Here is a 23,084-nt window from a genome sequence, read left to right as displayed (position 1 = left end):
TCCTCAATCTTGGCTCAAATAGGCGTACAAATCGCCTAACGTATGAATGTTTTTTTGCTGCACCTGCTTTAATAACGAAACCCACAGCTTTGCCGTCGCAAGCGAATCGTCCAGCGCGTGATGCCGCCTTCCGATCGGAATTCGGTGGTCGGCCAGCAAGCTGTCGAGCGTGTAATTATCCCGCTGGGGTTCGAGCCATTTCGCCACCATCAGCGTATCAAGTACCCGGTGGGTCATATGCACCTTCGACGTGCGCCACAGCGAAGCGTTTAGAAACTTTTTATCGTGTCCCGACGCATGAGCGACCAGCATCCGCTTATGGGTGAACTCAAAAAATCGGCTCAAGCCTTCCGCAACGGTCGGGGCTTTCGACGCCTCCTCGTTGCTGATCCCGGTTAACTCCACAATATGGTCGGGGATCGGCCTCCCGGGGTTTACGACCATATAGAACGTTTCCTCCGGATGGATCTCGTGTCCTTTGACAGCGACGGCGCCGAAGGAGATGATCTCGTCTCCTGCGTTCGGCGAAAATCCGGTCGTCTCCAAATCGAATACGACGACGTCGAGCTCGGTCAGCTGCCGGTCCATGACGAAGTCGGTTCGCTGCTGTTTCATGACCTGGCGCATAAACGCCATATGCTGCGCATTTTGCGGATTGATCATCGAGCTGAGCGCGGGAGTAATGCCTCCCATCTTATAAAGCCGCCACATCCCCAGCGTCGGTCTGTCCGGCTGCTTCATAGAAGCCCCCCCGATACGAAAACGCGCTTCACATAACCTTGAAGCTCGCCTCCGACGCGCAATGCGTGTTTCAGCTTTGTTTTAATGTCTTTCGTAAGCAGATGCGCCGGGAGCTTGCCTCTGTTGGCGTACAACCCCTGTACCTCATAGCTTGGAATCATCGACCGGAGCTCCAAAATAATGTGGAATGCCTCCCGCCAATGTGCCGCCATTTCCGCCGGTACCGCCTCTCGCTGCTCTAACAGGCGGATTCTGTCCAATGTGGAGGATGCGCGGACGCGTTCTGCGAGCGAGAGCAGACGTATACCGTTTACCATCGGAATATATGCTCCGTATTTAATGTCGATTCCGCCCGAATCGACGCCGTAACGCTCCGTCAGCAGGTGGCCGAACACGCCGATGAGCATTTTGTGGCGCAGCGTGTTTTCAAGCATTCTCGGCAGCAGACTTTCTTCATTCTGCTGTATGGCCATATCCCTTATATTGTGAAACCGTTCCGCCAGCGACGTCTCACCCGCGATCGGCCTGGCGTCGGCCGTAATCAGCAAACGGCGGACCGACTCGAAATCGCGAACGGACGCCCAATGCTTGATGACTCGCTCCCAGCCGGGAAGGTCGTTTCTCCATAGCGGATTGCTTCCGAGCACGTCCCCGTCGCAAGGAGGATAGCCGACCCGTTCCAGACAGCTTCGAATTTGCAAGCCTAAGGCGGACGCATAAGCGGAGACCTCTTCGGGAGAAGCTTGCGGGTAAGGCTCATATACAATGCAATGATCCTGATCGCTGGAAAGCATCTGCTCCCGCCTTCCGCCGCTGCCCAGCAGCAAAACGGCGTATGCGGCGGAAGGAGCGCCGGCCGACTGATCGGCCAGCTCGATCGCGCGGCCGATAATCGTATCGTGCATGCGGTTGATAAGCTCTGTTGCCGAAGCGGGATCAGCCGTTAAGGGGAAGGCGCCGGCCAAGCGGTGGAAATCATCCCGCAGCTGCCGCAATCGCTCCGCGCTTTCCGCGGACCGAATTTGCCGCTCCAGACCGTTCCACCCCTCGACCATGCTTGCCGCCCCCTTTTTTTTCCAACCGATCCGTTATGCAGAAATATTGCCCTTGCTCATTTGCTCCGGATATCCGTACGCACCGTGCTCGCTAAGATCAAGACCGATGATCTCTTGCTCTTCCGTCACGCGAAGTCCCGTCACTTTCTTAATAATCGCAAGCAGAACAAAGGATACTACAAATGCGTATACGCCGGAAGCGGCAACTCCGTAAAACTGTACCCATAACTGGTTCAGGCTGCCCGAGTAAAACAGTCCCGCTTCGCCGATGCCGACCTTCTCAACCAGCGCGGGAGCGGCGAACAATCCGTTGGAGAGCGTTCCCCATACGCCGACGACGCCGTGCACGGACAATGCGTAGATCGGATCGTCGATTTTCATTTTTTCGAAAAACTTCATGCTGCCGAATACGAGAGCTCCGGCAATCAAGCCGATGACAACCGCCGCCCACGGCTCCACGAAGGCACAGGAGGCCGTAATCGCCACAAGACCGGCCAAGCAGCCGTTCAGCATCGTCGTAATGTCGCCCTTGCCCGTGAAAATCCATGCGGCAAACAACGCCGTTACAGCAGCCGCGCCGGTAGCAAGCATCGTCGTGAATCCGACATATCCGAAAAAGCCGTCGCCGACCGACAACGTGCTGCCCGCGTTAAAGCCGAACCAGCCGACCCAAAGCAAAAGCACGCCGAGCGCGGTAAATACTTGATTATGGCCCAAAATTTCGTTTACCGTACCGTCTTTATTGAATTTGCCGATTCTCGGCTTAAGCAGAAGCGTTGCCGCAAGCGCCGCGCAAGCGCCTGTCAAATGCACGACCGTAGAGCCGGCGAAATCTTGCTTATGTCCGAACAGCCAGCCGCCGCCCCAAATCCAGTGTGCAACGACCGGATAAACGAGAGCAACGAACAGTACCGAGAAAATGACGTACACCGAAAGCTTCGCGCGTTCCGCGAACCCGCCCCATGCAATGGAAAGCGATACGACGGCGAAAGCGAGCTGGAACAGGAAGTTAATGGTGGACGGCAGCCCTTCTTCCGAGGAAATTGCCGGGGAGTAGAAAAAATCGCCCCAACCGATCAAGGAATTCAGACCGCTGCCCGGGCCATAAATCAATCCGTAGCCAACCGCCCAAAATACGATGGCGCCGAGTCCAACCGTGAAAATCGTCTTGCCTGCAACGTGTCCGGCGTTCTTCATGCGGGTCGAACCCGTTTCTAATAAGATAAAGCCGCCTTGCATTAAAAATACCAATATAAATGCCAGCATGACCCAAACCGCGTCTAACCCCATGTTCAGCGCAGCACCGCTCGGTTCGTCGGCGGCCAAAGCGATAGCCGGAAATGCAACTGCAAGCACGAGCAACGAAGACAGCACCTTCTTCATCACAAGCAACCACTCCCTCTTTGTGTTAATATACATTACATAATGTGATAATGTTATTGTCATTATAAGGGTGAGGTAGCATATTGGCAATGTGTTTGTGATATATAATCTTACATTATTTCAACGATCATTGCTTTTCGTCCCTTTTTCCTGCGCCAATAACCAGGAAAACGAGACTCAAACCATTACGTTTGACTGTATGGTTTTAAATTTCGTATCATAGGGGTAAGAACGACAATACGTTGAGTGAGGTGAGCCTAGCATGGGGATACGAAGCTTTTAAAAATCGGGGAAATTGCGGCGTTATCCGATGTCAGCCCCCGAACGATCGATTATTATACGAAGCTCGGCCTCATCCAGCCGGCCAAGCGTTCCAACACAAACTACAGATTGTACGGCGTTGAAACCTTGCAGCAAATCAAACGTATAGAATGGCTAAAGCAGCAGAAGCTGACGCTTGAAGAAATTAAAGAGCAGCTGCTGCAGCTTGGCAAAGTAACCAGCGACGAAGGCATGTCCGACCGTTTCCTCTCGTTCCGTCTGCATATGCAGAAGCTGGAGCGGGAAGCCAAGGAGATTTTACCGATTATTGAGCAGTTGAAGCCGAGCCAAGCGCGCAACCTTCTCAAATCGATTTCCCCGCAAACGGCCGCATGCATCGAAGCCCTGCTGCTGCTTCTTGGCAAAGGGCCGCTGTATTGACATTCTTTATGTAACGGAGGGTATGGAACCATGCTTTTTTTTCATCCGATGGACTTCCTGATTTTGATCGCATTCGGCATTTCGCTTTGGGCGCAGTTCCGCGTTAAGGGTACGTTTAACCGATGGAGCAGCGTCCCGGCGGCCAGCGGCATTACCGGATATGATGCCGCGCGCCGCATGCTTGATAATAACGGTTTGTACGATGTAGCCATTGAAAGATCCCGCGGCGGGACGCTGTCGGACCATTACGACCCTTTGAAGAAAGTTGTCGTATTGTCCGATGAGGTGTATTACGAAAACTCCATCTCGGCCATTTCCGTCGCCTGCCACGAGGTCGGCCACGCCATTCAGCACAGTCTGTCTTATCCGATGCTCGTCCTGCGCCACCGTATGTTTCCGCTCGTAAGCATCACATCGGGCTTGGCGCCGATCCTGCTTATCGCCGGATTTTTGCTCCATGCTTCCGGACTTATCCTTGCAGGCATTTTGTTCTTCTCGGCGGCCGTCGCCTTCCAGCTCGTTACGCTGCCGGTCGAGTTTAACGCAAGCTCCCGCGCCCGCGAGCTGATGGTTTCCGAAGGCTTCATTACGAACGAAGAGGAACGCGGCGTCGCCAAAGTGCTGAATGCAGCAGCGTTAACCTACGTTGCGGCCGCTTTGATCTCGCTGCTGGAGCTGCTCAAATTCATCATGATCTTTACAAGCCAGAACGACGAATAATGAAGCTTCATTTTCCATTTGAAAAGCCGCCGGGACTAAGGCTCTCTAACCTTGTCCCGGCGGCTTTTTTTGCTCCTGGTTCACTCTAACGGACGGGTATGCAGTTATTCGGCGTTTTGAATGGAGTTTTCCGTTGTAACGGACACCACAGCAGTTATTGCCTCGAAAAAGCAGGGATCGGCGCCAAAAATTGGAGATTAGCGCCCGTGGTGTCCGTCAGCAGTGTGGCGGCAGGCAAAATGGCAATATAACGTCTGTGGTGTCCTTTAGCGCCGCAGGGGGTAGAAGGGAGCGAAACAATTCCTGGGCTCTTCTTATGCTTTACGGCCCGGGCCAGTACGGCCGAAATAATCGATCAAGTATTCGCGGAACGCCTCCGCCACGAGCGGGAGCTTTTCCCCTTTGCGGCGAAGCAGCCCAACGGTGCGAATCACCTTCGGCTCGCTGACGGGAATGCTGACCGGCATCATCGGGCTCGTTTCGCTGAGCGCCATTTCGGGCAGCAGGCTCACGCCTAACCCCGCTGCCACCAAGCCGCGAATCGTGTCCGTCTCCTCCCCTTCGAAGCCGATCTTCGGGGTAAACCCGACTTCTCTGCATGCATTCAGCACGATCGCACGCAGCGAATAATGCTCGCTAAACATGACGAACGGCTCATCCCGAAGCTCCCGAAGATGAATTTCATCTCTACCCGAAAGCGAATGACCGTGAGGTAAAATGACACGAAGCTGCTCCGTAAGCAGCACTTCCCCTTCCAGGTATTGGTTGTTTTCCGGGAACGGGGAAATGAATGCCAGATCGATCTCTCCTTTCAGCAGCCCGTCGATTAGCACAAGGTATGTGCCTTGCTTCAGCCGAAACTTCACATTGGGATATTTTTTCCTGTAATCGGCGATGACCGAGGGAAGCAAATGAATTCCCAAGCTGTGCGGAAAGCCGATGCGGATTTCCCCGGATTCGGGATCCATAAATTCCCGAATCTCCATCACCGTATGCTCCAAATCGTACAGTAGAGCTTCCACCCGCTCCAAAAACAATTTGCCAGCCGGGGTCAACTGAAGATTCCGCCCCATTTTCGCAAACAGCTCCACACCCAGCTCTTGCTCGAGCTGATTCATCTGCCGGCTGATGGCCGATTGCGCCACATGCAGCGACTCCGCGGCTTGTGTCATATGCTCAAGACGGGCGACGGTAACGAAATATTGTAATTGGCGCAGCTCCATTTATACGTACCTTCCCCGCAGAAATACGGAATATAGGGCGACGATTACAAACCCGCCTATAAATCCGCCGAGATGAGCGAGCAGATTGATGCCCGGAACGGCTACCGAATAAATGACTCCGACGATAATCATTGCGTACAGCGTTTTGCGGGAGTTGTCGTCGAGCAGCCGTTTCCGGAACAATGCGATAAACAAGTACGCGCCAAAAATGCCGTAAACGGCTCCGCTTGCCCCAAGAGACGCTACGAGATTCGGGTACAAGTTCGTAAATACGTTTCCGATGACGCCGGCAAAAAGGAACATAAACAAATACCGGATTTTCCCGAGTATTCTTTCCATCGGCGGCGCGAACACGAACACCGTAAACGAATTGAACAATAAATGAAGGAAATCGTTATGAAGGAATATGGAAGCTACGTATCTCCAAAGATGATCCACATCGTTGAACGGCGGCTGATTAATAAACAAGCCGAAATAAACCTTCCATTCCTCTGCCGGAATTCCCGTTGCCAGCGATGCAATGTATATGCCCGCGTGGACGGCAATCATTAGAAACAGAAGCAGCGTGGTCACCGGATAATATTTCAAATAATCGCGAAAGCTTTCGTATCGAAGAAACAGCATGAGGCGCAGATTCCTTCCGTATGAAATAATGAAAAACGGGCGAAGGCCCACACCTTATTATAAGGAAAACTTCCATCGAAGTACACCAAGGAAGAACGACCGCGAAATTGCTGAAGTTTTCCATGGTAAAGAACGGTCTTGTCACAGATGTTTGCTCCATGAACTTGAACGTTCTTTAGCGTTAAGGAAAACTTCCATCGAAGTACACCAAGGAAGATCGACCGCGAAATTGCGGAAGTTTTCCTTGGTAAAGAACGTTCTTGTCAGATGTTTGCTTCAATCCGCAATCATTCATCGCGCCGCCGAATTATGCTATACTAAAGAGGCTTGGCAAATTATGAATTTAAAGGAGGACATCTATAATGGCTAATGAAAGAACCGGCGTCGCAACGTTCAAAGGCAACCCGCTTACTTTGATCGGACCGGAGTTGAAAGCCGGCGACAAGGCTCCCGACTTCAAAGTGAATAAAGATCTTCTCAATCAAGTTTCCCTTGCCGATTATGCCGGCAAAGTGAAGCTGATCAGCGTAGTCCCTTCGATCGATACGGGAGTTTGCGACGCGCAAACGCGCCGCTTCAACGAAGAAGCGGCTAAGCTGGGTGACGACGTAGTCATCCTCACGATTTCCAACGACCTTCCTTTCGCCCAATCCCGCTGGTGCGGCGCTGCAGGCGTAGACAAGGTCGTCATGCTTTCCGACTACAAGAACGTTTCGTTCGGCGATGCATACGGCGTACATATTAAAGAATTCCGCTTGCTCATGCGTTCGATCTTCGTCGTCGATAAGAACGATAACATCTCGTATGTCGAGTACTTGAAGGAAATGACGGAGCATCCGGACTACGAGAAAGCGATCGAAGCGGCGAAAGCGGCTTTGTAAGAAAAAAAGCAGCGTTCACGGGACTTCCCGGACGCTGCTTTTTTTAGTTCGTAATTTTATGCTGGGCAAGCTTCTTGTCCAGCGTATTGAAAATGTCGAGAATGGTGCGGTAATTCGAGCCTAAATCCCCAAGCGATCCTCTGGAGGCCGAATATACGTCGATGGCCGACTTCAACGGATTAATGGAAAATACCGTTACCGTTACGTCCTGCACTCTGCCCGTCATCGTACGCTTCTCCATGACGATTTCGCCAACGCTCTTCACTTCATGCAGGAGCTTATAGCCCGGCTTCTTCTTAAAAATTTGAATGACCTCATCCCACAGCTGATCCTTCGGAAGCTTGTAATATTTCGTGCGCAGTTCAGGTTGAGTCGCTTTCTCTCCCGTCGATTCGTGGCTGCGGACCAGCCCGATCAGCGTTCGTTTCAACAATGACGGTCCCCCCTTGAAGTACTTCCGCATCCCGCTTCATTTTTTCTCTACCCAACATCTTACCATTGACCCGACTCATGGGCAAACCGATTTTTCCCAATTGCGCAAAAACTTCTATGATAAGAACGTTAAAAAGACGACCCGTAGGCCGTCCGCTTTCATTGTTATTCATAAAGAAAAAACCCCGCCTATGCCGTCCGGTATGTTTGTTTCTGAACCTGCACCTAGCAGGTGGGTGTCCGCAGACTTGCATTTGACGTCCCTTCGCGAGGGCATGCCAGCTGCAAATCAATGTGAGACTCCCTTGAAACAAGCATTGGTTCAAAACAAAGGATAACCGTTACGTACATCGCAGGTGTTTATAGTCTTATTATATCCATCCCGCCAAAGGAAGTAAACTGCTGTTGCCTGGTTGGTTCGGCAACGTTTGCTAGCCCGCTTATTTCTCGCGCCCGGAGCGGTCAGCCTGCTCGCTGCGCTCGGCTGCTTCGGCTTCCGGAGCTTCCGGAGCCTCCATGGTCTCGCTTTCCTCTGCCTCTTCATCGCCGTTCTCCGCCTGCTCGCGGGCTTCCTTTGCTTTTTCCTGACGCTCCACGATTTTTCGGAAGCCGTTATGAAAGTGCCAGAACGTCATAAAAGCGACCAAGCTGCCCATAAAGAACGGTATTAAGAACGTAATGTACGTAAAGCTGATATACACGATGGCTGCATTCGTCGCTGCGATGAGAATAGACCGGATCGGCTGGCCGATGGTCAGCAGGAACGAATTTTTGATGACCTGCCACGTATTCATATGAAGATGAACCGTTATGCAGAAAAAATTAAACACGGCAACGATCACGATCAGGAATAGAGCGATAAACAGATAGGTCAATACGGACAAAAAGCCCGCTTGTCCGCTGTAGAAATGTAAATTGAAATACATTATCCCGATCACGACGACGAAAAAAAGACCGCCGAGCATGCTCTGCTTGTAGTTTTCTTTATAGCCTGTGAAAAAGGTTTTCAGCAACGGTACGTCCCCGTCACCCGTCACCCATTTGCGGGCCAAGGCGAACATAGCCGTTGTGGAAGGAAACAGCAGGAACGGCGATAACACCGAAACGAGCAGGAGCGTAAACCGTACTTGCGCTTCATCCGTAGACATAAGCAGCGAGAAGCCGAAAAAGAAGACGGGGAGCGCTCCCACGATCCACAAAATATTCGTTACAGAAAAACGCATGATCCATTCCGAAATTCGGTAAAAACCGCCCATAAGTCCGCGAAATTCCATTCAATTCCCTCCAGAGTCCGGTTATCTCGTAATAGCTTGCTGCAAAGATGGTTGTCTCATCTTACTATAATACAGCTTTCCCCGCACCGGAAGCAAAAAGAAAGACCGCCCGAATTTTCCAAGGCGGTCTTCCGAACATTATTGTTTCAAATCCCCGTCTTCCGCGTTCGTACGAGAGGACGTTCTCACCCCGCCGCCAGTGCGCGGACGGCTGTTATACGACGGTCTGTCGCCGTCTCTGCGGCCATAACGGCGTTCGCCGTCTCCTTGACGGCCGCCTCCGTCATAGCGGCGCTCGCCGCCGTAACGGCGCTCACCGCCGCCGCCGCCGCGGTAATCGCGTCCGCCGCCGCCAGGTCCGCCCTTCGCGAAGCCGCCGCCGGTGCCGAATCTCCGTCCGGACGAACGGACGTCCGGTTTGCGCTTCTTCGCGCGGATCGGATCCTCCGGAGTAAGCTCCACCTCAACGCCCTTCTTCTCTCCTCCGGTAAGCAGCTTAATCGCCGCGGCCAGCAGGTTAACGCTGTCGTGATTTTCAAGCAGCTGCAAAGTAATGGCTTTATATTCGTTATATTCTTCGTTTTGCACCGTTTCAAGAATGCGCTCGGCAACCACCTTTTGCTTGCCTTCTATCGCTTCTGCAAGCGTAGGCAGCGTGCGCTTCGGAATCCGGTGCCTTGTCACCTTCTCAATGAAATGCAAATGGTCGATCTCGCGCGGCGTTACGAACGACCAAGCGGTGCCTTCCTTGCCTGCGCGTCCCGTCCGGCCGATCCGGTGAACGTAAGACTCCGGATCCTGCGGAAGGTCGAAGTTCACTACGTGCGTTACGCCGGATACGTCCAAGCCGCGCGCCGCCACGTCCGTCGCTACAAGGACGTCGATGCTGCCGTCGCGGAACTTGCGCATTACGGTGTCGCGCATATTTTGGGACAGGTCGCCGTGAAGCCCGTCTGCGGAATAGCCGCGCTTCTGCAAAGCTTCGGAAAGCTCGTCGACGCGGCGCTTCGTCCGCCCGAATACGATCGCCAGCTCCGGAGATTCAATATCCAGCAAGCGGCAGAGCGCTTCGAATTTCATCTTCTCGTTCACTTCGATGTACGATTGCTCGATGGAAGGCGCGCTGACTTGCTTCGGAACGACGGATACGTGCTCCGGATTTTTCAGGAATTGCTGGGCAAGCTTCTGGATATTCGGGGGCATCGTAGCCGAGAACAGCATCGTTTGGCGTTCATCCGGCACGGAGCTCAGAATCGCTTGGATATCTTCCAGGAACCCCATATCGAGCATTTCGTCGGCTTCGTCGAGTACGACGAAACGAACGTCGTCCAGCTTGATCGTCTTGCGGTTAATATGGTCCTGCAAACGTCCCGGCGTGCCGATAATGACATGCGGACGTTTCTTCAGTGCGCGAATTTGCCGGCCGATGTCTTGTCCGCCGTAAATAGGCAGGCTCCGAATTCCTTTAAAGCGCGCCAGCTTTCCGATTTCTTCCGCAACTTGAATGGCAAGCTCCCGGGTCGGCGTCATGACAAGAGCGGAAATTTTCTCTTCCGACGTATCGATATTTTGAATTAACGGAATGGCGAACGCCGCCGTTTTTCCCGTACCGGTTTGCGCTTGACCGATCAGATCCTTTCCTTCTAATGCGAACGGGATGGCTTTCTCTTGGATCGGCGTAGACTCCTCAAAGCCCATCTCCGTAATGGCTCGAAGTACTTTCTGCTCCAAGCCGAACTCGTTAAAATTTTTCAATCTCTTCATACTCCTTCAACTTTGGTCTTGAGTAACGTACTCTTAAGCCGCTTCAGACCAAACATCCGCACCCTCATGGAACCGCACAATTCCGATCATGTTGATACATCCTGTATCTTAAAAAAAGCATTTTCCATTCGGAAAATACTAGCGTACTTAAGAATATTACGCTTATTATAACACATGAAAACTTTTCATTTCCAGTTTGGGCAGATTCGCAAAAAGCCGTATAATACATTTGAGGTGACACATACGTGAATGCATTGTTACGAAGCTTGCGCGAATATGTTTACATTATCGGTGGCGCGGTCCTTGCGGCGGCAGGCTTCAACGCTTTTTTAATTCCGCACCAAATTCTCTCCGGAGGCGTTTCCGGCATTTCCATGCTGATCGGGTACGTGTCTGGATGGAATATCGGCTTCCTCTATTTTGTGCTAAATGCCCCGCTTTTTATTTGGGGCTGGATCATACTAGGCCACCGGTTTGTAGGTTTAAGCTTCTTGTCGGTAACCGTCACAACGATTGCCATGCAGCTTATTCCGGAAATCCGGTTTAACCAGGATCCGACGATCGCTTCCGTGTTCGGAGGCGTCTTGATCGGCATCGGTACCGGGCTTTCGTTTCGCGCCGGCGGCTCGACAGGGGGCTTTGACATCGTCGGCTCGATTGTTACCCGGAAGCGCGATTTCCCGCTCGGAGGGTTTCTTTTTGCCCTGAACGGCTTTGTAATCGTTGCGCTCGGGCTGTCCCAGAACAATTGGGACTTGGCGCTTTATTCGATGCTCAGCATCTTTGTCGCCGGCCGTATCATCGACGTCATCCATATCCGCCATATCAAAATAACCGCCTTTATCGTAACCGCGAAAAAGGAAAAGATGCTGCAACATCTGCTGAGCGTGCCTCGAGGTGTTACGGTGATCAAAACGCAAGGCGCATATACTCAAAAGGAAAACCACATGCTGATGACCGTGACGACGAAGTACGAGCTTGCGGAGCTGCAAAAAAGCATTCGGGAAGTCGATCCGAACGCGTTCGTCAACGTCGTCGAAACGGTCGGCGTCATGGGGCTGTTTAGGCGGGATTAAGCCGGTGCCATGCGGATACCACCAGGAATGAAAATGTAAAGGAGCTGACGCTAATCGCTTTCGCGCTAACGGAACCGGATATCCGCTAATTTTGTCGAAACCGGGTAAAAGGGCTCATTAGCGGAACCGGATGTCCGTTAATTCGCTTGAATCGCCGGTAATTGGCGGTTTTCGGGCGATTAGCGGACAACGTGTTCCGTTAATTCACAGCTTTTAGGGGTGAGGCGGTTTTTAGCGGACATTTCGTTCCGTTAACTTCGGCGGCGCGAACCGGATAACGGGGACGCCCCGGCGTCAGCACCAAAAGTTGGTGCTATCGCCTGCGTGCAACACACCAAACAAGCACAGCATATAAAAACGCTTCACTGCCCCGAAGAGCAGCGAAGCGTTTTTTATGCCTACCTTTTCCCCGGATCGAACGGCTCCCCGGCTGCCTTAGGCGCCTGGGACGACTTCGAGAAAAGAATGAGCGCAATGAGCGTCACCACGTACGGGAACGCCTTTAAAATAAACGGCGGTACGACGGCGAGCGACGGTATGACTTGCGACACGTTCGCGATCGTGCTGGCGATACCGAAAAATAACGTCGCTCCGAGCACGCCCAGCGGCCTCCACTGCCCGAAGATAAGCGATGCCAGCGCGAGGAAGCCGAGGCCCGCGACGGTGCCTGTAAACTCGCCGGAGTACGTCACGATGATGATGGCGCCCCCAAGCGCGGAGAATGCGCCTGAAATCATGACGCCGATATACCGCATCCGGCTCACGTTGATGCCGGCCGCCTCAGCCGCGTGCGGATGCTCGCCGCATGCTCTGAGGCGAAGCCCGAACGGCGTTTTGTAAAGCACGAACGTACTGACGACAAGCAGCGCAATAACAACCCACGTTGTCATATACGTATTCGTAAAAAACAGTTTGCCGATGATCGGAATGTCGGACAATAACGGTACATTTTTCCGCATAAATCCGGTTTGGATGCGGATATTGCCGCTTCCGGTCATATTTCTGGAGAAGAACACCGTGATCGCTCCCGCAATCATGTTGATCGCCGTACCGCTGATAACCTGGTTGGCGCTCAAATTAATGCTCGCGAAAGCATGCAGCAGCGAAAACAAAATGCCGATTACGACGGCCGCCAGCAAACCGAGCCATAAAATAAACGGTTTCCCGGGATACAATACCTGCAAACGGTAAATGACGAATGCCCCCGCAAACGCTCCGACGACCATAAGTCCTTCCAATCCGATATTGACGATTCCGCTTCGTTCGCTGAACAATCCGCCTAGCGCCGTAATGAGGAGGGGAATCGTAAAGACGATGGCGTAAGGTATAATTTGTTGAAATACCGTCCACATGTGTTTATTCCCCCTTCGCGGCGCGTGCCGGATCGGCCGCTTGCCGAGCTCTGCGGCCTCTGAACCGGCGAATCAGCCGTTCGATCAGAACGCTGGTAGCGGCAAAGTAAATGATGATCGCAATAATGGAATCGGCAATTTCCGGCGGCACCTCGGTCATAGCGCTCATGAAGCCGCGGCCCGAGTACAGAATGCCGAAGAAGATCGCCGCAAGCAGCACCCCGAAAGCGTTATTCGCGCCAAGCAGCGCCACCGCGATGCCGTCAAAGCCTTGGGACGGCAAGATGCCGATCTGAATGTTGTTTGCGTTGCCCGCATATTGCGCCACTCCGCCAAGGCCGGCAAGCGCGCCGGCGATGACCATCGAGATGACGACGCTGCGGTTTACCTTGATCCCCGCATATTCCGCCGCGTGCTTATTGAACCCGACGGCTTTCAACTCGTAACCGAGCGTTGTCTTATCGATGACGAAAGCAACGACGATTACGGCGATGATGGCAAGAAATAGGCCGAGGTTGATATAGGAGCCGCCGAACATCTGCGACAGGAAAGGCACTTTCAGGGATGCGGCTTCCGACAGCGGCCTCGATTCCGTTTCGAGAAATTGTCCTTTAAAATAGCCCGGTACCGCGTAATACACGGTCCAATATGCGATCCAGTTCATCATAATGGTCGAAACGACCTCGTGCACGTTGAATCTCGCCTTTAACAAACCGGGAATAACCGCCCACAACGCGCCGCCGGCAATTCCGGCCGCGATCATGATCGGCAGCAGCGCCGCCTTCGGCAAATCCAGCGTCAGGCCGACGGCCGTCGCGCAAAACCCTCCGATCAAAAATTGGCCGGCCGCACCGATGTTGAACAGTCCCGTCCGGAAAGCGAAAGCGACGGAAAGGCCGGTCATGACGAGCGGGGTGGCCGTCGCCAGCGTATTGCCGATCCGTTCGGCATTTTTGAGCCCGCCTTGGAGCAAATACCCGAAGCCTTCTATCGGATTATGACCGGTGATCGCCATCAGGAGGGCGCCGGCTACAAGGCCGAATACGACGGCCAAGAGCGATACGATTGCGTTATTCATGAGCGACTTCTCCCTTTCTTACACCGGCCATCATAAGGCCCAGTTCGTTCTCGTTCGTCTCGTCCGCCTGCACGATGCCGACCAGCTCGCCTTTGTTCATGACCGCGATCCGGTCGGAAACGTTCATCACTTCATCCAGCTCGAGCGAGACGAGCAATACCGCTTTCCCTTTGTCCCGCTGCTCGATGAGCCGTTTGTGAATATACTCGATCGAACCGACGTCCAAGCCGCGAGTCGGTTGAACGGCGATCAGCAGGTCCGGATTCAGCTCGATTTCCCGGCCGATGATCGCTTTCTGCTGGTTTCCGCCCGACAGCGACCGTGTAATCGATACGGCGCCTTGTCCGGAGCGAACGTCGAAGCTTTCCAGAATGCGCTTCGCGTAGTCTTGAATGGACTGCTTGTTCAAGAAGCCTCCGCTGCTGAACGGCTGCTTGTAATACACCTCAAGCACCATATTTTCAGCGAGCGTGTAATCGAGCACAAGTCCGCGCTTTTGACGGTCCTCCGGTATATGTCCGACGCCCTTCTCGATTCGCTTTCGAATCGGCAAGCGGGTCAAGTCTTGTCCGTTCAAATATACCGCTCCGGAATCCGCCTTGCGGAGCCCGGTAATCGCCTCCACCAGCTCGGATTGCCCGTTGCCGTCCACTCCCGCAATGCCGACAATTTCGCCGGCGCGGACTTCAAGCGAAAAACGGTCCAAAGCGATGCTCCTCCGGTTCGTTACTGTAAGCGATTCCACCTTGAGAACGGTGTCGCCGGGAGCCGCCTTCTTCTTCTCCACCTTAAAGGTAACGCGCCGGCCTACCATCATTTCCGCCATAGTCGCTTCGTTCGTCTCGGCCACCTCTACGGTTCCGATCGTCTTGCCGCGGCGAATGACGGTGCAGCGGTCTGCGTACGCCTTAATTTCCTTCAGCTTATGAGTGATGAGAATGATGGATTTGCCTTCCCGGATCAAATTGCGCATAATGGCGCCGAGCTCTTGAATTTCCTGAGGCGTAAGCACGGCGGTGGGCTCGTCGAATATCAATACCTCCGCATCCCGATACAGCATCTTCAATATTTCGACGCGCTGCTGCATGCCTACGGAAATGTCTTCGATCTTGGCGTACGGATCGACATCGAGGCCGTACTGCTTCGACAGCTGCTCGATTCGCTTGCTTGCGGTGTCCACATCCAGCTTCAGCCCGAACCACCCTCTCGGCTCGCTTCCGAGAATAATGTTTTCGGTCACGGTAAAGTTTTCGACCAATTTAAAATGCTGGTGAACCATGCCAATGCCCAGTTTATTCGCTACGTTCGGGTTTCCGATCCGGACTTCCTTGCCGCTGACCTTAATCGATCCTCGATCGGGCTGATACATACCGAACAGGATGCTCATGAGTGTCGACTTGCCCGCGCCGTTCTCTCCCAGCAGGGCGTGGATTTCGCCGCGCTTCAAACGGAGCGTAATATCGTCGTTGGCGACGATACCCGGAAATTCCTTCCGAATCCCAAGCATCTCAACCGCATAATCCATGGAATGATTCTCCCTTGCCGATAATTAATGGTGATCTCAGCCTGAGCTTCCGAATACAAAAAAAGACGGTGAGACCGTCTTTTTTGTATTCGGTTGTTCCGCTTTCTTACTTAATCAAGCTTCCTTGCTCCGCCGCAACTTTAATGTCGCCGCTCTTAAGCTTCTCATATACTTCTGCAACCTTCGATTTCGTATCGTCGCCGAGGTTCGGGTTTTCCGCCGGAAGGCCGATGCCGTCGTTCTTCGCGTCGAACGTCAAGATTTGGCCGCCAGGGAATTCGCCCTTGCTTTCTGCGATAACCATGTCATATGCAGCCGTGTCGATTTTCTTCGTCGCGGAAGTCAAAATAACCGATTTGTCGCCGTCATAGATGCCGTCTGCGTATTGGTCAACGTCAACGCCGACAACCCATACTTGCTCGCCGTTCGTTGCGCGGGTTTTCGCTTCGTTGATCGCGCCGACGCCTACGCCGCCTGCAGCAGCAAAGATGACCTTCACGCCGCGGTCGTACATTTGAGCCGCCAATTGCTGGCCGCCCGCCACGTTGTCGAAGCTGCCTTCATATACGACGTTTTCTTTCTTAATCGTCATATTCGTGCCGTAGTTTTCGTTCGCGTAAGCAAGACCTTGCTGGAAGCCCCAGTTAAACTTCTGAACGGCCGGAATTTCCATGCCGCCGATGAAAGCCGCTTCCCCTTCTTTCAATTCGACCGCAGCCGCAACGCCCGCAAGGAAGCCGGACTCATGCTCTGCGAAGAAGATCGATACCGTGTTGTCTTTCACTACCGGATTGTAGTCGCCGGAGTGCGGATTTCCGTCGATAATGACGAATTTCGCGTCAGGATATTTGTCTTGGGCATGGAAAATAGCCGTTTCGAATTTGAAGCCCGGCGCGCCGATGAATTTGAAGCCCGCATCGTACAGGTTGCCGATTTCCTTCATGTAGTCCGCTTCGGTCGTGCCGGCCGGCTTCAAGTATTTTTTGTCGATGCCAAGCTCGTCGGCAGCCTTCTTCAAGCCTTCCCATGTGCCTTGGTTGAACGATTTGTCGTCGATGGTGCCGGAGTCCGTAACCATTCCGATCTTAAAGTTAGGCTTTTCTCCGCCTGCGCCGCCTTTGTCGCCGGCTTCCTTATTTCCGCAGCCTGCGAGCAAGCCGAGAACAAGCGTGAACGCCGCAAAGCCCAGTAATCCTTTTTTCAATTTACCTGTGTTCAAATTACCCATGCCCCCTATGGAATGTGTATATGTCCAAACCTTTTTTATTATAAACGAAACAGGTCGATTTGTGGACTTATTTTTACAACAAAACGGGTTTTTCGTCATAAAATTTGTCGAACTTTTTGGAATCACTACGGACGAAAGGCCTAGCTCCCTTTATTTGGGTTCGAACCTTTCGTTAGTATGCACGGAAACGGACAATCTTACCCTGCATTTTACAAGCTTTCCTCTCCCGCCCGCGAACCGCCCCTCCGGGCCGCCGCATGCGTAGCGAGGAAGGCGATGCCCGCAACGCCCGCCAATACGGCTCCCGCCGCATAAGCGGAAGGATAACCGCCCCACCGCTCCAACCAGCCTCCGAAAATACCGCCGGTGATGCCGGAGAGTCCGATAAATACCGCAGAGAGCAGCGATTGGCCTGTCGAGCGCAGCTGAGGCGGCACGACGCGAACCGCATAGGCGACCGCCGTTACCCAGAAGGCGGCGAACGTTACCGAATGGCCCAGCTGCATAATAAACAGCACTTCGGGACGATCCGTTACGGCGAACAGCCCCCATCGGATCACGAACAGCAACCCGACAATGCCCAGAAGCGCAAACTCATGGATATTGCGCATATACCGGTGCAGCAGCGCAAAAACCGGCACCTCGCTCAAAGCGGCCAGCGCCCAAGCCATGCCGATCAGCTGCTCGCCGGCTCCAAGCTCCTTCATATACAAGCCGAGAAAGCTGTCGTTCATCCGGTGCGGCAGCATCATGACAAACACAAGCAGCAAAAACCACAAGAACGACTTGTTGCGAAGCATGGCCGACAGAGACGAGAGCGTAATCGGGGGCGCGCCGGTCCCGACGTCTTTCAGTAATAGCAGCAGCGCCAGCGGAAAAATCCAGACGGTGACATAAATCCATTGCAGCTTCCCTACTCCGCCGATTAGCATAAGAATGACTCCCGTAAGCACTGCCGCCGCCGAAAAGCCGATCGAGCCCCACAGCCGAACGGCGCCGTAACTGACCCTCGACATTTCCGCCGTTCGAATCGTAAGTGAGTCTAATAGCGGGGAAGACGGCATAACAAAAAAGTAATGGAGCGTTATAAAAAGAAATGCGGCGGCAAACCCGTTCGATACGAACACCCCGAGCCCGCTCAGAAAAGCCAATACCCAAAGAATCGCAACGATGTTTCGAACCGTTTGGAGCTTGTCGCTGACAAACCCCCATACCGGCTGCGCAAAGACGGCGACGAACGGGCCCGCCATCATCATGACTCCGATCTCCGCCGCCGAAAATCCTTTCGCTGCGAAATAAAGCGGCAAATACGGAAGAAAGACCGCATTTTGCGCATAGTAGAACGCTTGTAGCCCTTTTACAACATTCAATTGTTTGATCATTTGGCCGCTCCTAATCCGAATCAATGAATGATTTCATCTAATAAAATCTAATCGTACTCAAATCCGATCATGTACACAACGAGCATATAAAATTTTACGACAAATACCGACAACTTGGGACTAAAATCCACTGTAAGGCCTATGAAACTTGTCATATAATGGTGATAGATTGCAAGAAAAGGGGAAACGTGTATGGAAAGTATTTTGGCAGCGCTGCTGCTGCTGGTCGGCGGATCGACAACCGCAACGGCCGATGTGTCATGGGACGAAATCATGAAGGCTTCGGAGCAGGCCCGGCAAGCCGCCGTCTATGCGCAAACCGGATCGTCCGGCATTCCGATGGTGGAGAAGGCCGATCCTCAGCCGGACGCCCCCAAAGTCAAAGGCGTCTACGCGACGGCGCACAGTGCCGGCGGAGCCCGACTCCAGACGCTGCTCAAGCTGCTCGACGAGACGGAGCTGAACAGTTTGGTCATCGACGTCAAAGACGACTGGGGGTATATTACATACCCTACGAACGACCCGGAGCTCCAGCGGCTGGATACGACGAAAAAAATCATTAAAGATCCCGCGCAGCTGATGGAAACGCTTAAGGCGCATGACGTTTATCCGATCGCCCGCGTCGTCGTGTTCAAGGACAGCGTGCTCGCAGCCAAGCGTCCCGACCTTTCCTACAAAAAACCGGACGGCACCGTATGGGAGAACGGAAAGGGAGATTCCTTCGTCAACCCGTACATGAAGGAAGTGTGGGACTACAACGTCCGTGTGGCGAAAGAAGCCGCGGCGCTCGGCTTTAAAGAGATTCAATTCGACTACGTCCGTTTCCCGGAAGGCTTCGAGAAGAAAGCCGATACGCTCCAGTATGTCCACGACGAGCGCAAGCGGATCGAAGTCGTCGCGGACTTCGTCAAATACGCCAAAGAGCAGCTCTCGCCGCTTGGCGTTAGAGTATCGGTCGACATATTCGGCTATGCGGCGTCCGTGCCCGCAGCGGAAGGCATCGGCCAAGATTTCGAGAAAATTTCCAAATACGTCGACGTCATTTCCCCGATGATTTATCCGAGCCACTATACGACCGGCTGGTTCGGCTCCAAGGTGCCGGACGCAGCTCCTTATACGACGATTGCGGGAGCGACGAAGGATACGCATAAGAAGCTGGAGCCGCTCGGCGATTTCAAGCCGCTGGTCCGGCCTTGGATCCAAGATTTTACCGCCTCATGGGTAAAAGGGTACATCCGTTACGGCAAGCATGAGATCGAGGAGCAAATCCGCGCGCTGAACGACAACGGCGTCGACGAATATTTGCTGTGGAACGCGGTCAACCGGTACACGGAAGGCGTTACGTACAAATAATGTTCTGCCGCTCGATACGAAAACAGAGCCCGGACGAATCCGGGCTCTGTTTCGTTTACTGCCTTCGGGCTCTGGATCTCGCACGTTGATCGGTCCCACTTCTTGACTATTCGGACAAAATCATGACTCCTCTGCCCGGGACTTCCGCTTTACCCTCTACGGTTCGACCGGTCAATAGGTCGGTATAACGCGTTCCGCCGGAAAGCAGCTCCGCCGTAACGGACTCGGGGTTATGATTCAGCAGGAACAGCAAATGTTTGCCGTCCTTCGTCCTTCGGGACGCCTCCAAGCCGGCAACCGGACGGAGCAGCGGCTGAACGCCCTTCTCCCGGCATATGCCGCCGAGCAGCCCTTGCAGGAATGACGGCTCCGGACTGGTCGCGACATACCATGCCTGCCCTTCCCCAAACCGGTTGACGGTAACGACCGGCATCCCTTGGTAAAAATCGGCTCCGTATTCGGCTACCGCCTCCGCTCCCTCCAGGTGGATCAAATCGCACAGCAGGCCGCATTCGTATGAGCCGTTTAAGGTGCCGAGCGGGCGCTTCATGACGATTTGATTCCGCTGATCCGGCAGCAGCGCGTCGATTTCCTCCGCCCATATGCCGAGCAGCTTGCGAAGCTCGCCCGGGTAACCTCCCGTCGTTACGAGGTCGGACTCGTTCACAATGCCGCTGAAGAACGTCGTCAAGAACGTCCCTCCGCCGCGGACGAAACGCTCCACCTTCTTCGCATAGCCGGGCTTGATCATGTACAGCACCGGGGCGATCACGACGTCATACTGGCTCAGATCCGCCTCCACGCCGATCATATCGGCTTGAATGCCCTGCTGAAACAATGCGTCGTAGTATTTGTACACTTCATTCACATATTTGAGCGCCACGGACGGTCCGCTCGAAAGCTCGACGGCCCACCGGTTTTCCCAGTCGAATACGATCGCAACCTTCGCTTCCACTCTCGCATCCAGTATGCGGTCCGACAGCCTTTGCAGCTCCGCCCCCAGCTCGGCGCATTCCCGGAACACGCGGGTATGCTCGTGCCCGACATGCTCGATGACGGCGCCGTGATATTTCTCGCATGCGCCGATCGAGCGGCGAAGCTGGAAGAACATGACCGTATCCGCGCCGCGCGCAACGGCCTGATAGCTCCAAAGCCGCATAACGCCCGGACGTTTCAGAGAATTGTACGGCTGCCAGTTTTGCTGGCTCGGCGTTTGCTCCATCAGCATGAACGGTTGGCCTTGCTTTAAACCGCGCATTAGGTCGTGCACCATCGCCGTATAACTGAACGGCGTATCGACGGACGGGTAATTGTCCCACGACACGACGTCCATATGCTTCGCCCATTCGAAATAGTCGAGCTCCGGGTACGTCCCCATCAAATTCGTAGTTACCGGGATGTTTGGGGTGATTTTTTTCAGCTCGTTGTACTCAAGCTTATAGCATTCTAGCAGGCTGTGAGACATAAAGCGGCGGTAATCGAGCGAAATTCCTTGGAAATTCGTCCGGCTGCCGCCCCATTCCTCGCTCAGCTCGTTCGGGACAACGATCTCGTCCCAATCGTAGAACGTATGGCCCCAAAAACGGGTGTTCCAAGCTTTGTTCAGCTTCTCCAGCGTGCCGTAACGCTGCTTCAGCCAGCCGCGAAACGCCTCTTCGCATCGTTCGCAATAGCAATAGCCTCCGTACTCGTTCGAAACGTGCCAAATAAGGAGGCCGGGATGATCCTTATAACGTTCCGCCATCTTAGCCGCCAGCCGCTGCGCGTATTTCCGGTAGGTCGGGCTGTTCGGGCACGAATTGTGGCGGCCGCCGAACTTCCGCTTCCGTCCCTGATAGTCGACTCGGAGCACGTCGGGGTATTTTTTGGCCATCCACGCGGGATGAGCTCCGGTGCCGGTCGCCAAACAGATGTAAATCCCATTGTTATACAGCCTGTCCATCGTTTCGTCGAGCCATGCGAAGTCGTAGCTGTCTTCATTCGGCTGATTCAGCGCCCAAGAGAACACGTTAAGCGTTGCGACATCGATGCCGGAGAGCTTGAACATCCGGATGTCCTCGGCCCACACGTCCGCCTCCCACTGCTCGGGATTGTAATCCCCGCCGTACCAGATCTTCGGAAGTTTATCGTTAATCATTTGACAGCAACCCCCTTGTATAAATATAAGTTCATTGTAATATTGAAAAAAGACGCGATAAATATAATATTATTCTATAGGAGTATAAGAATATGGAACTGGAGAGGGAGCCGGACAACGATGGACAAGCCTCACCGCAGATTCGCTTTAACGCCTTCCGACGCCTACTTGCTTCCGATCATCGTGGAAAGCGTCGGCCACAATCCGAATCAAGAAACGATCGTCCGTCCCGACGGCTACCCGTACTTTCATTGGTTTCAAACGGAGGACGGCGAAGGCAGCATCGCCTTCGGCGGCAAAACGTCGCCGCTGCCGTTCCGTACGGGCGTGCTGCTGTTCCCTCGCGTTCCTCATGCTTATGCGGCCCAATCCGGCGTCTGGGGCACGAAATATGTCACGTTCGGCGGGCCTGCGGTAGAAAGCATTCTTTCATCCGTCGGCATCCACGAATCGACCGTTTTCCACTGGCGGCAAGACGCGCCGTTAACCGGGTGGATCGATCCGCTGCTGGACCGATTGGAGTCGGGTGACGACATATTCGGGATCGACGTGTCCTCCGAGACGTACCGCTTTCTGCTGCTGCTGAGCCGGTACGGGCAGCTCGGCGGCCGCGCCGGGACCACCGCGAATTTGGAACAAATCAAGCCGCTGCTCGAATGGATGGAGCTTCATTACCATGACGCCGGAATCGGCCTCGGCACGCTCGCCTCCGTTATGCAGCTGTCGCCGCGGCGGGTGAACGCGATTTTTCAAGAGACGTTCGGCCTTTCGCCGTACGCGTATCTCATTCATCTGCGCATCCGCAAAGCGAAGGAAATGCTTGTCGGCTCAAGCGAATTCACCGTCAAGGAAATCGCGGCGAAGGCCGGGTTTCGCGATCAAAGCCATTTCGTGGCGACATTCCGAAAGCATGTCGGCATTCCGCCGGACCGGTTCCGCAAGCTGCATTAACTAAAAGATGCGGAGGAGTCGAGAGTGAAGCGGCCGTTGAAGCAGCCGGCCGATTTTTCGGCGACTGTGCCGAAGGCGGGAACAGCATCTCCGCTTCGGCGGAAGGGCGTGGATCCGCTGTACTTTTATTAGCCGGACCGAAAATAGCAACACTACAGGCACTAGCCTTGCATAAAAGTTGGGGAGAGCACGATGGTGGATCT

The 23,084-nt window shown here is 53.8% G+C and carries 20 protein-coding genes and 1 other RNA gene; 6 read left to right on the top strand and 15 right to left on the bottom strand.

What is annotated here, in order from left to right; translation table 11 throughout:
* Positions 1–3: 3 nt before the first annotated feature.
* Genes PT964_RS11930 through PT964_RS11920 form a run of 3 tightly spaced genes read right to left on the bottom strand, consistent with a single transcriptional unit; the run spans position 4 to position 3,182 of the window.
* On the bottom strand, positions 4–741 hold the full coding sequence (locus tag PT964_RS11930; protein ID WP_274363576.1) for an exonuclease domain-containing protein: 738 nt from the start codon (positions 739–741) through the stop codon (positions 4–6).
* A complete protein-coding gene (locus tag PT964_RS11925) occupies positions 738–1,796 on the bottom strand; it encodes a DUF294 nucleotidyltransferase-like domain-containing protein (RefSeq protein ID WP_274363575.1) in 1,059 nt (352 codons plus the stop codon). The genes PT964_RS11930 and PT964_RS11925 overlap by 4 nt, the downstream gene beginning before the upstream one ends.
* A 33-nt stretch (positions 1,797–1,829) precedes the next feature.
* The gene (locus tag PT964_RS11920) at positions 1,830–3,182 is read right to left on the bottom strand and encodes an ammonium transporter (protein WP_274363574.1); all 1,353 of its coding nucleotides are present in this window, start codon (positions 3,180–3,182) and stop codon (positions 1,830–1,832) included.
* 282 nt (positions 3,183–3,464) lie between these two features.
* Between PT964_RS11920 and PT964_RS11915 the strand changes: the two genes are divergently transcribed.
* Entirely contained in the window at positions 3,465–3,881 is a 417-nt protein-coding gene (locus PT964_RS11915; RefSeq protein ID WP_274363681.1) for a MerR family transcriptional regulator, read from the top strand.
* A 30-nt stretch (positions 3,882–3,911) separates the two neighbouring features.
* A complete protein-coding gene (locus PT964_RS11910) occupies positions 3,912–4,601 on the top strand; it encodes a zinc metallopeptidase (RefSeq protein WP_274363573.1) in 690 nt (229 codons plus the stop codon).
* A 314-nt stretch (positions 4,602–4,915) separates the two neighbouring features.
* On the opposite strand, the gene gltC is transcribed toward PT964_RS11910, so the two are convergent.
* Positions 4,916–5,824, bottom strand: coding sequence for a glutamate biosynthesis transcriptional regulator GltC (gltC, locus tag PT964_RS11905; RefSeq protein ID WP_274363572.1), 909 nt, complete (start codon positions 5,822–5,824; stop codon positions 4,916–4,918).
* Entirely contained in the window at positions 5,825–6,448 is a 624-nt protein-coding gene (locus PT964_RS11900; RefSeq protein ID WP_274363571.1) for a rhomboid family intramembrane serine protease, read from the bottom strand.
* Between the two features lie 362 nt (positions 6,449–6,810).
* Here PT964_RS11900 and tpx point away from each other — a divergent pair, with 362 nt between their 5' ends.
* Entirely contained in the window at positions 6,811–7,329 is a 519-nt protein-coding gene (tpx, locus tag PT964_RS11895; RefSeq protein WP_274363570.1) for a thiol peroxidase, read from the top strand.
* Positions 7,330–7,372: 43 nt separating this feature from the next.
* Here tpx and PT964_RS11890 read toward each other — a convergent pair whose 3' ends face one another.
* The 4 genes from PT964_RS11890 to cshA all read right to left on the bottom strand — a co-directional run bounded on the left by PT964_RS11890 (position 7,373) and on the right by cshA (position 10,790).
* On the bottom strand, positions 7,373–7,762 hold the full coding sequence (locus PT964_RS11890; RefSeq protein ID WP_274363569.1) for a DUF1499 domain-containing protein: 390 nt from the start codon (positions 7,760–7,762) through the stop codon (positions 7,373–7,375).
* 177 nt (positions 7,763–7,939) lie between these two features.
* Positions 7,940–8,123, bottom strand: a non-coding RNA gene (gene ssrS, locus PT964_RS11885) — 6S RNA.
* Positions 8,124–8,201: 78 nt separating this feature from the next.
* Positions 8,202–9,035, bottom strand: coding sequence for a YesL family protein (locus PT964_RS11880; RefSeq protein ID WP_274363568.1), 834 nt, complete (start codon positions 9,033–9,035; stop codon positions 8,202–8,204).
* 138 nt (positions 9,036–9,173) lie between these two features.
* On the bottom strand, positions 9,174–10,790 hold the full coding sequence (gene cshA, locus PT964_RS11875) for a degradosome RNA helicase CshA (RefSeq protein WP_274363567.1): 1,617 nt from the start codon (positions 10,788–10,790) through the stop codon (positions 9,174–9,176).
* Between the two features lie 263 nt (positions 10,791–11,053).
* Between cshA and PT964_RS11870 the strand changes: the two genes are divergently transcribed.
* Positions 11,054–11,875, top strand: a complete 822-nt coding sequence (locus PT964_RS11870; protein WP_274363680.1) for a YitT family protein — start codon at positions 11,054–11,056, stop codon at positions 11,873–11,875.
* A 398-nt stretch (positions 11,876–12,273) separates the two neighbouring features.
* Here the strand turns inward: PT964_RS11870 and PT964_RS11865 are convergent, their stop codons facing one another.
* The 5 genes from PT964_RS11865 to PT964_RS11845 form a co-directional block, all read right to left on the bottom strand.
* Complete coding sequence (locus PT964_RS11865) at positions 12,274–13,227, bottom strand: ABC transporter permease (protein ID WP_274363566.1); 954 nt, start codon at positions 13,225–13,227, stop codon at positions 12,274–12,276.
* Between the two features lie 4 nt (positions 13,228–13,231).
* On the bottom strand, positions 13,232–14,305 hold the full coding sequence (locus tag PT964_RS11860) for an ABC transporter permease (protein WP_274363565.1): 1,074 nt from the start codon (positions 14,303–14,305) through the stop codon (positions 13,232–13,234).
* The gene (locus tag PT964_RS11855; protein ID WP_274363564.1) at positions 14,298–15,830 is read right to left on the bottom strand and encodes an ABC transporter ATP-binding protein; all 1,533 of its coding nucleotides are present in this window, start codon (positions 15,828–15,830) and stop codon (positions 14,298–14,300) included. The genes PT964_RS11860 and PT964_RS11855 overlap by 8 nt, the downstream gene beginning before the upstream one ends.
* 106 nt (positions 15,831–15,936) lie before the next feature.
* Complete coding sequence (locus PT964_RS11850) at positions 15,937–17,034, bottom strand: BMP family lipoprotein (RefSeq protein ID WP_274363679.1); 1,098 nt, start codon at positions 17,032–17,034, stop codon at positions 15,937–15,939.
* 233 nt (positions 17,035–17,267) lie between these two features.
* Positions 17,268–18,440, bottom strand: coding sequence for an MFS transporter (locus tag PT964_RS11845; RefSeq protein WP_274363563.1), 1,173 nt, complete (start codon positions 18,438–18,440; stop codon positions 17,268–17,270).
* Positions 18,441–18,632: 192 nt separating this feature from the next.
* On the opposite strand from PT964_RS11845, the gene PT964_RS11840 reads away from it, so the two are divergent.
* Positions 18,633–19,793 carry a putative glycoside hydrolase gene (locus tag PT964_RS11840; RefSeq protein WP_274363562.1) on the top strand — a complete coding sequence of 387 codons (1,161 nt, stop codon included), beginning with the start codon at positions 18,633–18,635 and terminating at the stop codon, positions 19,791–19,793.
* A gap of 106 nt (positions 19,794–19,899) precedes the next feature.
* Here the strand turns inward: PT964_RS11840 and PT964_RS11835 are convergent, their stop codons facing one another.
* The gene (locus tag PT964_RS11835) at positions 19,900–21,930 is read right to left on the bottom strand and encodes a beta-galactosidase (RefSeq protein ID WP_274363561.1); all 2,031 of its coding nucleotides are present in this window, start codon (positions 21,928–21,930) and stop codon (positions 19,900–19,902) included.
* A gap of 120 nt (positions 21,931–22,050) precedes the next feature.
* Here PT964_RS11835 and PT964_RS11830 point away from each other — a divergent pair, with 120 nt between their 5' ends.
* Positions 22,051–22,881: an AraC family transcriptional regulator gene (locus PT964_RS11830; protein WP_274363560.1), complete on the top strand. Its 831-nt coding sequence runs from the start codon at positions 22,051–22,053 to the stop codon at positions 22,879–22,881.
* The last annotated feature ends 203 nt before the right edge of the window (positions 22,882–23,084 follow it).

The organism is Paenibacillus thermotolerans (assembly GCF_028745515.1).
Lineage (GTDB): Bacteria > Bacillota > Bacilli > Paenibacillales > YIM-B00363 > Paenibacillus_AE > Paenibacillus_AE thermotolerans.
Note: the sequence above shows the minus strand (reverse complement) of the source record. Positions and strands in the feature narration are given on the sequence as shown.

Bases quoted from the DNA above. Each gene is read 5' to 3' on its own strand.
- PT964_RS11930 (WP_274363576.1), bottom strand. From the start codon at position 741: ATGAAGCAGCCGGACAGACCGACGCTGGGGATGTGGCGGCTTTATAAG.
- PT964_RS11925 (WP_274363575.1), bottom strand. From the start codon at position 1,796: ATGGTCGAGGGGTGGAACGGTCTGGAGCGGCAAATTCGGTCCGCGGAA.
- PT964_RS11910 (WP_274363573.1), top strand. From the start codon at position 3,912: ATGCTTTTTTTTCATCCGATGGACTTCCTGATTTTGATCGCATTCGGC.
- gltC (WP_274363572.1), bottom strand. From the start codon at position 5,824: ATGGAGCTGCGCCAATTACAATATTTCGTTACCGTCGCCCGTCTTGAG.
- PT964_RS11900 (WP_274363571.1), bottom strand. From the start codon at position 6,448: ATGCTGTTTCTTCGATACGAAAGCTTTCGCGATTATTTGAAATATTAT.
- tpx (WP_274363570.1), top strand. From the start codon at position 6,811: ATGGCTAATGAAAGAACCGGCGTCGCAACGTTCAAAGGCAACCCGCTT.
- PT964_RS11880 (WP_274363568.1), bottom strand. From the start codon at position 9,035: ATGGAATTTCGCGGACTTATGGGCGGTTTTTACCGAATTTCGGAATGG.
- PT964_RS11865 (WP_274363566.1), bottom strand. From the start codon at position 13,227: ATGTGGACGGTATTTCAACAAATTATACCTTACGCCATCGTCTTTACG.
- PT964_RS11860 (WP_274363565.1), bottom strand. From the start codon at position 14,305: ATGAATAACGCAATCGTATCGCTCTTGGCCGTCGTATTCGGCCTTGTA.
- PT964_RS11855 (WP_274363564.1), bottom strand. From the start codon at position 15,830: ATGGATTATGCGGTTGAGATGCTTGGGATTCGGAAGGAATTTCCGGGT.
- PT964_RS11845 (WP_274363563.1), bottom strand. From the start codon at position 18,440: ATGATCAAACAATTGAATGTTGTAAAAGGGCTACAAGCGTTCTACTAT.
- PT964_RS11840 (WP_274363562.1), top strand. From the start codon at position 18,633: ATGGAAAGTATTTTGGCAGCGCTGCTGCTGCTGGTCGGCGGATCGACA.
- PT964_RS11835 (WP_274363561.1), bottom strand. From the start codon at position 21,930: ATGATTAACGATAAACTTCCGAAGATCTGGTACGGCGGGGATTACAAT.
- PT964_RS11830 (WP_274363560.1), top strand. From the start codon at position 22,051: ATGGACAAGCCTCACCGCAGATTCGCTTTAACGCCTTCCGACGCCTAC.